The organism is Tumebacillus algifaecis, from assembly GCF_002243515.1.
In the GTDB taxonomy this organism is placed as follows: Bacteria; Bacillota; Bacilli; order Tumebacillales; family Tumebacillaceae; genus Tumebacillus_A; species Tumebacillus_A algifaecis.
The window spans coordinates 4,202,694-4,215,684 of sequence record NZ_CP022657.1 but is presented as its reverse complement, the minus strand read 5'-3'; the positions used below and the strand labels follow the sequence as shown (position 1 = coordinate 4,215,684).

General features: G+C 57.1%; 12 protein-coding genes. 10 read left to right on the top strand and 2 right to left on the bottom strand.

What is annotated here, in order from left to right; all coding sequences use genetic code 11:
* Positions 1–29: 29 nt before the first annotated feature.
* The 10 genes from purB (at position 30) to purD (ending at position 11,259) form a co-directional block, all read left to right on the top strand.
* A complete protein-coding gene (gene purB / locus CIG75_RS18690) occupies positions 30–1,322 on the top strand; it encodes an adenylosuccinate lyase (RefSeq protein WP_094237993.1) in 1,293 nt (430 codons plus the stop codon).
* 107 nt (positions 1,323–1,429) lie between these two features.
* Complete coding sequence (gene purC, locus CIG75_RS18685) at positions 1,430–2,149, top strand: phosphoribosylaminoimidazolesuccinocarboxamide synthase (RefSeq protein WP_094237992.1); 720 nt, start codon at positions 1,430–1,432, stop codon at positions 2,147–2,149.
* Positions 2,146–2,394: a phosphoribosylformylglycinamidine synthase subunit PurS gene (gene purS / locus CIG75_RS18680; RefSeq protein WP_094237991.1), complete on the top strand. Its 249-nt coding sequence runs from the start codon at positions 2,146–2,148 to the stop codon at positions 2,392–2,394. Before purC ends, purS begins: the two co-directional genes overlap by 4 nt.
* A gap of 3 nt (positions 2,395–2,397) precedes the next feature.
* Positions 2,398–3,078, top strand: coding sequence for a phosphoribosylformylglycinamidine synthase subunit PurQ (gene purQ / locus CIG75_RS18675; protein WP_094237990.1), 681 nt, complete (start codon positions 2,398–2,400; stop codon positions 3,076–3,078).
* Complete coding sequence (gene purL, locus CIG75_RS18670; protein WP_172844485.1) at positions 3,071–5,305, top strand: phosphoribosylformylglycinamidine synthase subunit PurL; 2,235 nt, start codon at positions 3,071–3,073, stop codon at positions 5,303–5,305. The genes purQ and purL overlap by 8 nt, the downstream gene beginning before the upstream one ends.
* A gap of 8 nt (positions 5,306–5,313) precedes the next feature.
* Positions 5,314–6,732, top strand: coding sequence for an amidophosphoribosyltransferase (gene purF, locus CIG75_RS18665; protein ID WP_094238492.1), 1,419 nt, complete (start codon positions 5,314–5,316; stop codon positions 6,730–6,732).
* An 11-nt stretch (positions 6,733–6,743) separates the two neighbouring features.
* Positions 6,744–7,778 carry a phosphoribosylformylglycinamidine cyclo-ligase gene (gene purM / locus CIG75_RS18660; protein ID WP_094237989.1) on the top strand — a complete coding sequence of 345 codons (1,035 nt, stop codon included), beginning with the start codon at positions 6,744–6,746 and terminating at the stop codon, positions 7,776–7,778.
* Positions 7,779–7,782: 4 nt separating this feature from the next.
* The gene (gene purN, locus CIG75_RS18655) at positions 7,783–8,391 is read left to right on the top strand and encodes a phosphoribosylglycinamide formyltransferase (RefSeq protein ID WP_094237988.1); all 609 of its coding nucleotides are present in this window, start codon (positions 7,783–7,785) and stop codon (positions 8,389–8,391) included.
* 28 nt (positions 8,392–8,419) lie between these two features.
* Positions 8,420–9,967, top strand: a complete 1,548-nt coding sequence (gene purH, locus CIG75_RS18650; protein ID WP_094237987.1) for a bifunctional phosphoribosylaminoimidazolecarboxamide formyltransferase/IMP cyclohydrolase — start codon at positions 8,420–8,422, stop codon at positions 9,965–9,967.
* Positions 9,968–9,996: 29 nt separating this feature from the next.
* Complete coding sequence (purD, locus tag CIG75_RS18645; RefSeq protein WP_094237986.1) at positions 9,997–11,259, top strand: phosphoribosylamine--glycine ligase; 1,263 nt, start codon at positions 9,997–9,999, stop codon at positions 11,257–11,259.
* Positions 11,260–11,433: 174 nt separating this feature from the next.
* On the opposite strand, the gene CIG75_RS18640 is transcribed toward purD, so the two are convergent.
* Both CIG75_RS18640 and CIG75_RS18635 read right to left on the bottom strand, forming a co-directional pair.
* Positions 11,434–12,174: an ABC transporter ATP-binding protein gene (locus CIG75_RS18640; RefSeq protein ID WP_094237985.1), complete on the bottom strand. Its 741-nt coding sequence runs from the start codon at positions 12,172–12,174 to the stop codon at positions 11,434–11,436.
* Positions 12,167–12,991 carry an ABC transporter permease gene (locus tag CIG75_RS18635; protein WP_094237984.1) on the bottom strand — a complete coding sequence of 275 codons (825 nt, stop codon included), beginning with the start codon at positions 12,989–12,991 and terminating at the stop codon, positions 12,167–12,169. Before CIG75_RS18635 ends, CIG75_RS18640 begins: the two co-directional genes overlap by 8 nt.

The following is a 12,991-nucleotide window of genomic DNA, read 5'->3' as shown; positions in this document are numbered from 1 at the left end:
CAACATTGGGGACATGGGAGGAACCAACTGTGATCGATCGTTACACCTTACCGGAAATGGGTAAAATATGGGAGCTGCACAATCGCTTCGCCAATTGGCTCGAAGTAGAAATTCTCGCTTGCGAAGCATGGGCAGAATTGGGCATCATCCCCAAAGAGGATGTCAAACTGATCCGTGAAAAAGCTACCTTCACCGTCGAGCGCATCTTGGAGATCGAAGAATCGACCCGTCATGACGTGGTGGCATTCACCCGTGCGGTCTCCGAATCGCTCGGCGATGAGTCGAAGTGGGTGCATTACGGTCTGACCTCGACAGACGTTGTCGATACGGCGTTGTCCAGCCAGATTCGTCAAGCCAACCAGATCATTCGCCAAGACATCGAAGACTTCATCGAGGTGCTCGGCACCAAGGCGAAAGAGCACAAATACACCGTGATGATGGGTCGTACGCACGGCGTGCATGCCGAGCCGACCACGTTCGGTCTGAAAGTCGGCCTTTGGTTCGAAGAGATGAAGCGCAACCTTGAACGCTTCAATCAAGCGACCGAAACGATCGAATACGGCAAAATGTCGGGTGCGGTCGGCACCTATGCGAACATCGACCCGTTCGTCGAGCAGTTCGTTTGCGAAAAGCTCGGCCTGAAAGCGTCACCGATCTCGACCCAGACTTTGCAGCGCGACCGCCACGCACATTACATGAGCACGCTGGCGATCATCGGCTGCACCTTGGACAAGATCGCCACTGAGATTCGCGCCTTGCAAAAAACCGAATTCCGCGAAGCGGAAGAGCCGTTCTACAAAGGGCAAAAAGGCTCCTCGGCGATGCCGCACAAGCGCAATCCGGTCTCCTGTGAGCAAGTGTCCGGTCTCGCCCGCATTCTGCGCGGCAACTCGCTGGCCGCTTATGAAAACGTACCGCTCTGGCATGAGCGCGACATCTCGCACTCCTCCGTCGAGCGCGTGATCATCCCGGACAGCACGATTCTGGTCAACTACATGCTGCGCAAGATGATCCGCATCATCAAAGACCTGACCGTGTTCCCGGAGAACATGAAGCGCAACATGGATCGCACGTACGGATTGATCTACTCCCAGCGCGTCCTGCTCGCTCTGATCGACAAAGGGCTGACCCGCGAGACGGCATACGACACGGTACAAGCTCGTGCGATGCAGTCGTGGGAAGAACAGCGCTCCTTCCGCGAAATCGTGGAAAGCGATGCGGTGATCACGTCTCACCTCTCGCCAGCCGAACTGGATGACTGCTTCGATTACAACTGGCATCTCAAACACGTCGATACCATCTTTGACCGTCTTGGCCTGTAATCAAATATAAAAAATCCGGGACTTTACTGCCGGACCGCCTCCATCCCTTGACCGAGAGGAGGCGGGGAGTGAGTCCCGGTGTTTTGATCAAGAGGAGGAGTTCTACCATGACAACCAAAGGCGAAATGCTTTACGAAGGCAAAGCAAAACGCGTTTACCATACCGAACACCCGGATCAATATATTGTCGAATACAAAGATGATGCCACCGCATTCAACGGCGAAAAGAAAGGCACCATCACTGGCAAAGGCCAACTGAACAACGCCATCTCCACCATCTTTATGGAGATGCTCGAAAAGCACAACATTCCGACCCACTTCATCTCCAAGTTGAACGACAACGAGCAACTGGTCAAAAAAGTCGAAATTGTGTTGCTTGAAGTTGTCGTCCGCAACATTGCGGCCGGATCGCTTGCCAAACGCCTCGGCCTCGCCGAAGGGACCGTCCTGCCGAAAGCGGTTGTCGAGTTCTACTACAAAGACGACGACCTCGGCGACCCGCTGATCAATGACTCGCACATCGACGTGCTGGAGCTGGCGACCCCGGAGACGGTGGCGCAGATGGCCGCGTATGGCCGTCAGATCAACGACATCCTGATCAACTACCTCAAAGACCGCAACGTCAAATTGGTCGATTTCAAACTCGAATTCGGTATCACCCCGCAAGGCGAATTGCTGCTGGCCGATGAGATTTCGCCCGACACTTGCCGCTTCTGGGATGCGGACACCAACGAAAAGCTGGACAAAGACCGTTTCCGCCGCGACATGGGCGATGTGGAAGAAGCCTATCAAGAAATGCTGCGCCGCTTAGGAGGAGTCGAAGTATGATCACCGCTCGCATTCACGTCACGCTTAAACAGTCCGTTCTCGACCCGCAAGGCACCGCCGTCACCAAGTCGCTGCATGCGCTGGGCTACGCGGAAGTACAGGATGTACGCATCGGCAAGTTTCTCGAACTGAAGCTCGACACGGCAGATCGCGCCCAAGCGGAAGCGCGTGTGACCGACATGTGTGAAAAACTGCTGGCAAACACTGTGATCGAAAAATACGAATTTGAACTTGTGGAGGCCTAAACGATGAAGTTCGCCGTCCTGGTTTTTCCGGGTTCCAACTGTGACATCGACGCGGTGAAAGCGGTGGAAGACGTGCTGGGCGAAGCGGTCGAACCGGTCTGGCACACGACCACCGATCTCTCCGGCTATGATGCGATTATCGTTCCGGGTGGCTTCTCCTACGGGGACTACCTGCGCTGCGGTGCGATCGCCCGCTTTTCGCCTGTGATGGAAGCGGTCAAACAGGCTGCTGCCGAGGGCAAATTTATCATCGGGATCTGCAACGGTTTCCAGATTCTCACCGAATCGGGGCTCCTGCCGGGCGCGTTGCGCCACAACGACCACCTGCAATTTCGCTGTGCGATCTCACCGCTCGTCGTCGAGAACAACAGCACGCCGTTTACGTCCGACTACGCACAAGGCCAAGTGATCCACATCCCGATCGCGCATGGCGAAGGCAACTACCATGTGGACGAAGAGACTTTGTCCCGGATGAAAGCGAACAATCAGATCGTTTTCCGTTACTATGAGCACAATCCGAACGGCTCGCTGGAGCGCATCGCCGGGGTCTGCAATGAAGCTGGCAACGTGCTGGGCATGATGCCGCACCCGGAGCGCGCCGTCCATCAATTGCTCGGCTCCGAAGATGGCAAAGCGCTATTCACGTCGATTCTGAAAGCATGGAGGGACAAACAAGGTGCGTAACGAACCGACTCCTAAGCAAATTGCTGAAGAAAAAATCTATCGCACGTTCGGACTGAACGATGAAGAGTATGACCGCATCGTCACCCTGATGGGCCGTCAGCCTAACTATACGGAGACGGGCATTTATTCGGTCATGTGGTCCGAACACTGCTCCTATAAATCGTCCCGCCCGGTCTTGAAAAAGTTCCCGACCACAGCCCCGCACGTCTTGCAAGGGCCGGGGGAGAACGCCGGGATCATCGACATCGGTGACAACCTCGCCGTCTCCTTCAAGATCGAGTCGCACAACCACCCGTCCGCCATCGAACCGTACCAAGGGGCGGCGACCGGAGTGGGCGGGATCATCCGCGACGTCTTCACGATGGGTGCGCGTCCGATCGCGCTGCTCAACTCGTTGCGCTTTGGCGAAATCGAAGGCGATGACAATGTGCACAACCGCTACCTGTTCTCCAACGTGGTCGCAGGCATCGCCGGGTATGGCAACTGCATCGGCATCCCGACGGTCGGCGGCGAAGTTGTCTTTGATGATCGCTACCGCCACAACCCGCTGGTCAACGCGATGTGTGTCGGCCTGATGACTCACGACCAGATCGCCAAAGGCTTCGCGAGCGGCGTCGGCAACCCGGTGCTTGCGGTCGGCGCGCGCACAGGTCGCGACGGAATTCACGGCGCGACGTTCGCCTCGACCGAAGATCCGCACAGCAAAGAGCGTTCGGCTGTGCAAGTCGGTGACCCGTTCATGGAGAAATTGTTGCTCGAAGCTTGCCTCGAACTGATCGCGACGGGCGATGTGATCGGCATCCAAGATATGGGGGCGGCTGGCCTGACCTCCTCTTCCTCGGAGATGGCAGCCCGCGCCGGCTCTGGCATCGAGCTTGACATGACGAAAGTGCCGTGCCGCGAAGAAGGCATGACGCCGTATGAAATGATGCTGTCCGAATCGCAAGAGCGGATGCTCGTCGTCATGGAAAAAGGCAAAGAGCACATCGCCACGGAGATTTTTGAAAAATGGGGTCTGGAAGCGGCCGTCATCGGTCGCGTGACAGACGACAGCAAGTTGCGCCTGAAGTGGGGCGAGGAAACGGTGGCTGAAATCGTCGTCTCCACGCTCGTCGATGATGCGCCCGTCTACCACCGTCCGTCCCAGCGTCCGGCCTATCTCGACGCCACGCTCGCCTTTGACCCGTCGAGCGTTAGCGTTCCGACCAGCCTGACCGACACCTTGCATGAACTGTTGCGCACGCCGACCATCGCGTCGAAAGAATACGTCTATCAGCAATATGATTACATGGTTCGCACCAACACCGTCGTGCGTCCAGGCTCCGACGCTGCGGTCGTCTCCATTCGCGGCACTCAAAAGGCGCTGGCGATGAGCACCGATGGCAACGGTCGTTACGTCTATCTCAATCCGTACCTCGGCGGCGCGCACACGATTGCAGAATCGGCGCGCAACCTGATCTGCTCCGGCGCGAAACCGCTGGCTGTCACCGACTGCCTCAACTACTCGTCGCCGGAGAAACCGGAGATTTTCTACCAGTTCGAAGAAAGCTGTGCGGGCATCTCCGAAGCGTGCCGCGTGCTGAGCACCCCGGTCATCTCCGGCAACGTCTCACTGTACAACCAGACGAACGATGTCGATATCTACCCGACGCCGATCATCGGCATGGTCGGTCTGATCGAAGACACCGCGCACATCACCACCCAATCGTTCAAAGCGTCGGGCAACAAAATCTACCTGATCGGCCCGGCCGAAAACGGTCAGATCGGTGGTTCCGAGTACCTGCGCGTCGTGCATGGCGCGGTGGCGGGCGATGCGCCGCCGCTCGACCTGAACGTGGAAAAAACGGTGCAACAAGCGACGCTCACCGCCATCCAATCCGGCCTGATTGAAGCGGCACACGACCTTGCAGAAGGCGGTCTCGCTATCGCGCTGGCCGAATCGGCGATCGGCGGTCAGATCGGTGCCAGCATCGACATCACATCCCAGCAACGACTGGATGAAGTGCTGTTTGGGGAAGCGGCATCCCGCATCCTCGTCGAAGTGAAGCAGGAGAACGAAGCCGCTTTCGAAGCGCTGATGGCAGAACACTCCGCTTCGCTGACCGCGCTCGGCATCCTCAGCGGGGACAGCTTGACGATCCGCGTCAACGGCACGACCGTTATCGACGACAAGGTGGAGCATCTGCAAGCTACGTGGAAAGGAGCAATCCCATGTCTGATGAACTAAACCTGGACATGACGGACGACGAGCTGTTCGACAAATGGCATGAAGAATGCGGCGTGTTCGCTATCTTTGGCCATGAAAATGCGGCACAGCTCACCTACTTCGCGCTCGTAGCGCTCCAACACCGCGGTCAAGAGTCGGCGGGGATTGCGACCGTTGACGGTCTCAAACTGTATCATCAAAAAGGCATGGGTCTCGTGTCGGAAGCGATTCCGAACGAGGCCATGCCTCGTCTTTCCAAAGGCCATGCGGCGGTCGGCCATGTGCGCTACTCGACGACTGGCGTTTCGCAACTGATCAACGCACAGCCGCTGGTGTTCAATTTCCAGCGCGGCAACATGGCGCTGGCTCACAACGGCAACTTGGTCAATGCCCACCAACTGCACAGCTTCTTGGAGCACCGCGGTGCCATTTTCCAATCGACTTCTGACACCGAAGTGGTCGCACATCTGATCGCTCGCTCCGGCCACACCGACATGGCGGACAACATTCGGGAAGCGCTGTCGATCGTCAAAGGAGCCTATGCGTTCTGCATCCTGACCGATGACAAGCTGTATGCGATGCGCGATGCGAACGGCCTGCGTCCGATGGTGCTCGGCAAAATTGGTGATGCGTACTGCGTGTCGTCCGAGTCCTGCGCCTTCGATACGATCGGCGCTGAGTTCGTCCGCGACATCGAGCCAGGCGAAATGCTGATCATCTCCAAAGACGGAGTGGAATCGACCCGCTTTGCAGGCTCGGCCAAGCGCGCGCTCTGCACGTTCGAATACATCTATTTCGCGCGTCCCGACTCGGACATCGACGGTTTTAACGTCCATGCGGTGCGCAAAGATTTTGGCAAACTGCTCTACCGGGAACATCCGGTCGAAGCGGACGTCGTCATCGGCGTGCCAGACTCTTCGATCTCGTCGGCGATCGGCTATGCCGAAGAATCGGGCATCCCTTATGAGATCGGGCTGATCAAAAACCGCTACGTTGGCCGCACCTTCATCCAACCGAGCCAAGAACTGCGCGCGCGCGGTGTTAAGCTCAAGCTGAACGCGGTGCGCAAGATCGTTGAAGGCAAGCGCGTCGTGATGATCGACGACTCGATCGTGCGTGGCACCACCTCGGGCCGCATCGTCACCATGCTGCGCGAAGCGGGAGCGGTCGAAGTGCATGTGCGCATCGCCTCGCCGCCTGTCACCCATTCCTGCTTCTACGGTATCGACACATCGGCTCGCCATGAGCTGATCGCTTCGAATAAATCGGTCGAGCAGATTCGCGAGTACATCGGTGCGGACACGCTCGCTTTCCTGACCGAAGCCACGATGATGCAGGCGTTTGGCATCATGGACGGCAAAGAGCACGGGCATTGCAACGCTTGTTTCAACGGGAAATACCCGACCGAAGTGTATGAAGACCTGACCAAATCGATCATGGATCGCTAGGAGGATACAAGATGAGCGAACTGTACAAAGCGGCGGGCGTCGATATCGACGCGGGCAACGAAGCGGTCAACCGCATGAAATCCCACGTGGCGCGCACGATGCGCCCGGAAGTGGCGACGATGCTCGGCGGATTTGGCGGCGGGTTCCAGCTCGACGTATCCAAATATAAAAACCCCATGCTCGTCTCCGGCACCGACGGTGTCGGCACGAAGTTGAAGCTCGCCTTTGCGATGGACAAGCATGACACGATCGGCATCGATGCGGTGGCGATGTGCGTCAACGACATCGTGGTGATGGGCGCTGAACCGCTCTTTTTCCTCGACTACCTCGCGACGGGCAAAGTGGTTCCGGAGACGATCGAAAGCATCGTCAAAGGCATCGCCGACGGCTGTGAGCAGTCAGGCTGTGCGCTGATCGGCGGCGAGACGGCCGAGATGCCGGGCATGTATCAGGACGGGGAATATGACATCGCCGGATTTACGGTCGGCGTGGTGGACAAAGACAAACTGATCGACATCGCAAACGTCCAAGCGGGCGACCTGATCATCGGCCTGTCCTCCAGCGGCATCCACTCCAACGGTTACTCGTTGGTGCGCAAGCTGTTCTTCGGCGACAACGAATATTCGCTCGACCATGTGTTCCCGGAGATCGGGCAGCCGCTCGGTGAAGTGCTGCTCACCCCGACCAAGATTTATGTGAAAACGATCTTGGCACTGCTCGAGCGCTTCGACATCCACGCGATGGCACACATCACCGGGGGCGGATTTTTGGAAAATATCCCGCGGGCGTTGCCGGAAGGGTTGTCGGCGGAGATTCAAGTCGGGTCGTGGCCGATTCAGCCGGTGTTTAACACGATGCGTCGCCTCGGCAACATCGAGACGTTTGACCTGTTCCGCACCTTCAACATGGGCATCGGCATGATCTTGATCCTGCCAGAAGCGCAAGCGAAAGACGTGGTGGCAGCAGCCGAAGCGCTCGGCGAAGAAGCGAACATCATCGGCGCGATCATCGAAGGTCCGCACGACGTACAGTTGAAGGGGATCTAAGCATATGGCGAAGTTTGCAATTTTGGCATCAGGATCTGGGTCGAATGCCCAGGTCCTGATCAATTGGGTGCGGGCAGGAAAAATTGACGCCGAACTGGCCTGCCTCGTCTGTGACCGACCAGGGGCGAAGGTGATCGAACGAGCAGAGGCAGCGGAGGTTCCTGTGCTCGTTTATTCACCGAAAGAGTTCGTAAATAAAGCGGCGTATGAGGCACAACTTGTCGCCGATCTGCGCGCGCGCGGTGTGGAGTATGTCGTGCTGGCTGGCTATTTGCGCATCTGTGGCCCGACGTTTTTGGAAGCGTATGCGGGGCGGACGATCAACCTGCATCCTTCTTTGCTCCCGCTGTTTCCAGGGCTGCACGCGATTCGCGACGCGTTCGAAGCGGGCGTGAAGTACACGGGCGTCACGGTGCATTTTATAGATGAAGGCGTGGATACCGGCCCGATCATCCGTCAAGAGACGGTCTGGATCGCTCCGGAAGATACGCTCGAAACGCTGGAAGCGAAGATTCATGCTGCGGAACATCGGTTGCTGCCAGAAGTGGCGGCACAATTTTTGACCGGGCAGTTACAGCTTGTGAACGGCAAAATCGAGACAGAGAAAAAGTAGTGGAAGAGAGAACGGAGGAACTAAATCTATGAAACGCGCACTGATCTCGGTATCGGATAAAACGGGTGTCATCGAACTGGCTCAAGCGTTCGTCAGCCACGACGTCGAAGTCGTCTCCACAGGCGGCACGCACAAACTGCTGCACGGAGCGGGTGTGCCCGTGACCAACATTTCGGACATCACAGGCTTTCCGGAAATCATGGATGGCCGCGTCAAGACGCTCCACCCGAACATCTTCGGCGGCCTGCTCGCCATCCGTGCCAACGACGAGCACATGGGAGCGATTGAGGGGCTCGACATCAAGCCGATCGACTATGTGATCGTCAACCTCTACCCGTTCCAAGCCACGATTGAAAAGCCGAACGTAACGTTTGAAGAAGCGATCGAAAACATCGACATCGGCGGTCCGTCGATGTTGCGGGCTGCGGCGAAAAACTATCAGGACGTTGCCGTCGTCGTCGATAGCGGCGACTATGCGCGGATCATCGATGGGCTCGACAACGACAACCCGCTGACCCGTGCCGAAAAATTGGGCTTGGCGACCAAAGTGTTCCGCCACACGGCAGCGTATGACGCGCTGATCTCGCAGTACCTCACGCAAGCGACAGGCGAAGCGTTTCCAGAACGCCTGACCGTCACCTACGAAAAGGTGCAAGACCTGCGCTACGGCGAGAACCCGCATCAACAGGCCGCTTTTTATGCCGAGCCGGGTGCGGCTTCGCACACGATTGCAGGTGCAAAGCAACTGCACGGCAAAGAATTGTCTTATAATAACATTAACGATGCCAACGCCGCGCTTGCGATCGTTCAAGAGTTCAACGAGCCGGCTGTGGTGGCGATCAAGCATACCAACCCGTGCGGGGTCGGCATTGCTGAAACCATCTTGGACGCGTACATCAAAGCGTACGAAGCGGACCCCGTGTCGATCTTCGGTGGCATCGTCGCGCTGAATCGTGAAGTGGACCTTCAGACCGCGCAAAAGATGAGCGAACTGTTTCTCGAAATCATCCTCGCGCCGTCCTACACCACCGGGGCGCTCGAGCTGTTGACCCAAAAGAAAAACCTCCGCGTCATGACCGTCGAGATGACCCCGCAAGGCGGCATCCCGGCGCTTGGCACACCGCGCACCACCCAGAAAGTGCAGGGCGGGCTTTTGATCCAAGACCTCGACTTGCAAACGGTCACCGAAACGGACGTCCAAGTGGTGACCAAACGCCAGCCGACCAGCGAAGAGATGAAGCAGTTGCTGTTCGCGTGGAAAGTGGTCAAGCATGTCAAATCGAATGCGATCGTGCTGGCTGGCGCAGACCGCACGGTCGGGGTTGGTGCTGGGCAAATGAACCGCGTCGGTGCGGCGAAGATCGCCATCGAGCAAGCGGGCGACCTAGCCAAAGGTTCCGTGTTGGCATCCGATGCGTTCTTCCCGATGGCAGATACGGTGCAAGCGGCCGCGGCGGCAGGTGTGACCGCCATCGTTCAGCCGGGCGGTTCGATCAAAGATGCAGACTCGATTGCGGCGGCAGATGAGGCGGGGATCGCGATGATCTTCACGTCCGTTCGTCATTTTAAACACTAAACCAAACGAGAGAAAGGGAGGCTGAGTTGATGAAAGTCCTAGTGGTAGGCGGCGGTGGCCGCGAGCATGCGATCATCTGGAAACTGGCGCAGTCACCACAGCAGCCCAAGTTGTACTGCGCGCCGGGAAACCCTGGCATCGCGCAGCTGGCAACCTGTGTGAACATCTCCGCAGAAGATGTGCAGGCACTCGCCGACTTTGCCGAGGCGGAAGGCATCGAACTGACCGTCGTCGGTCCAGAAGCGGCGCTGTTGCTCGGCATCGTTGATGAATTTGAAAAACGGGGCTTGCGCATCTACGGCCCGCGCAAAGGAGCCGCGCTGATCGAAGGTTCGAAAGCGTTCGCCAAAGAAGTGATGGCGATTGCCAATGTGCCGACTGCTGCTTCGGCCTATTTTGGCGAATTGGAAGCGGCCAAAGAATACGTCCGTGCGCAAGGAGCTCCGATCGTGATCAAAGCGGACGGTCTAGCCGCAGGAAAAGGCGTAGTCGTCGCCCACACGATCGCCGAAGCGGATGCGGCGATCGACCTGATGATGAAAGACAAAGCGTTTGGTGACTCGGGCAAACAAGTTGTGGTCGAAGAGTTCCTGAGCGGCCAAGAAGCGACGGTGATGGCCTTCATCTCCGGCGACACCGTCAAGCTGATGGCACCAGCTCAAGATCACAAGCCGGCCTACGATGGAGACCAAGGCCCGAATACGGGTGGGATGGGCACCTATTCGCCAGTTCCGGTGGTGGACGAAGCGCTGTTGGCAGCGGTGGAAGAGAAGATCATCCGTCCGGTGATCTACTTCCTCGCCAATAACGGTAGCCAATACAAAGGCACGTTGTACGTGGGCCTGATGCTCACCGCCGATGGCCCGAAAGTCATCGAATTTAACGCTCGTTTTGGCGATCCCGAGACCCAAGTGGTGCTTCCGCGTTTGGAAACCGACCTGTTGGACATCTTCAACGCTACGATCGACGGCACGTTGGAAGAGTTGGCAGTGACGTGGAGCGATCGCGCTGCCGTTTGCGTGATCATGGCGGCAGGCGGCTATCCGGCCGACTATCGCAAAGGCGATCTGATCACCGGGCTCGACCAAGCGAGCGACGAGGCGGTCATCTTCCATGCGGGCACCAAGCAATCAGAAGCGGGCATCACCACCAACGGCGGTCGAGTGCTGGGTGTGACTGGCTTCGGTGCAGATTTGAAAACCGCCCAAGAAGCGGCCTATCGCACGGTGGAGCAGGTGCACTTCGCCGATGTGCATTACCGCAAAGACATCGCGGAAAAAGCGTTTCGCTAATTGATCAACGAAGAGCCCTGCTGCGGAGCGGGGCTCTTTTTGATCGAGTTCTTTGGAAATCAGCTAAAAGCGGGTGAAAGGCCCACTGTGATTCTACATACGGTCAAACAATTGGAAAATGTCCTTCTGGCGCCGAGCAACGAAGGGCATTTGTTTGCAATCTTGAAGCCTTTCCTAATGAAGGGGGTCTTTGTGGTATTGTCCGCGCAAAGAATCTGCAAATGCATCGGTCAACCCGTGCACCGGATATTGTTGGAGGTAGCTTGCAACGCTGCCCTGACTGATCGCTTTCCCGCCGTTTAAGAACAGCACTTCATCGGCAGCAGCTGTGGCCACATCCAGTTGGTGCGTGGAGAAGATGACCGTTTGTTTCGCCTGTTTGATTTCCTGGAGGAGATGGATGAACGATTCCATCCAGAAGGGGTCCAACCCATTGGTCGGCTCGTCTAAAACCAGCAAAGCGGGCTCTGCGAGCAGAGATTGGGCAAACAGCAGGCGTTGGCGCATTCCTTTGGAGAAGGAGGTGACCGATTGGTTGCGCGCCGCGGTAAGCCCCACTCGTTCCAACACTTCGGCAACCCGCCGCTTGCCTACTCCACGCAATCCGGCGTAAAACTGCAACGTATCCCAAGCGCTCAAACCGACCGAAAACTGAAAATCATCCGGCATAAACCCGAGCCGTTCCGCATAGGCAGTCCGATCGCGCTCTGGCTCGATATTCATAAGCCGAATCGTGCCGGTCGTGGGCCGACTGATCCCCGCGATCATCTTGAGCAACGTGCTTTTCCCCGCCCCGTTTCCCCCGCAGAGCGCGAGCACCTTTCCCTCACTCAGCGCAAAGGACAGCGGGTGGAGCAACGTCTTCCCTTTGATCGTTTTGCTAACATTTTCCACTTCGAAATAATGCTCAGTCATGATGGCGCCCTCTCTCCCACAACCTACTGGCCAAACCTGTCAACCCGATGAGCCACAAACAACCGTACAGAGTAGCGATGATCGTGCCATAGCTTCCTTGCGCCCATTCGACAAAGCGGTAATATTCGGGTCCGAACACAGAGCCGCCGCCGATTTTGATCACCGTCACGATGCGCACCAGCTCGGCTGGATTCAGGAGCGTAAGCAGGCCGAGCACTGGCTGGATGGCCGGATATGGCAGCAGTTGGAGCATCCCGATCAACAGCGTCGGCCAGGCGAGCACGGTGAGAAACCAAATGCCAACGCATACGGTGAGCGCCTGCCACCTGTTTTTCGCCAGCGTTCCGATCAGCATCGCAAGCCCCAGATACATCAGCATCACCGCGATGGAAAAGAAAATAAAAATCTGAAACTGCTGTAGACTGACTGTAAGGTTCAGCAACGCGCCCATGATCCCGAACAGACCAAATCCAGCGCAGAGAATCGCCAGCAAGACGGCGCACAGACCGATAAATTTTCCGAGCAAAAAGGAAAAAGAGGAGAGCGGATAGGTGGAAAGCAAACGCCATGTCCCATCCTCTTTTTCGGAGGTCAGTGAAAAGGAGCCGAGCAACAACGTCATCAGCGGTAGCAGATACAGGATAAAGTTGATCATCATCCCAGTTGAATGGGTATAGCCTTGCAGGTGGAGCCCGCCGTCCGACAGGATGAGCAAAAGGGCGAGACTAAACAGGAAGAACAAGACCAGAAATGAGTAGGACCACGGATTGCGAAACCCGAGTTTCATCTCCCGTTTGGCCAGTATCCAGATGTTCAT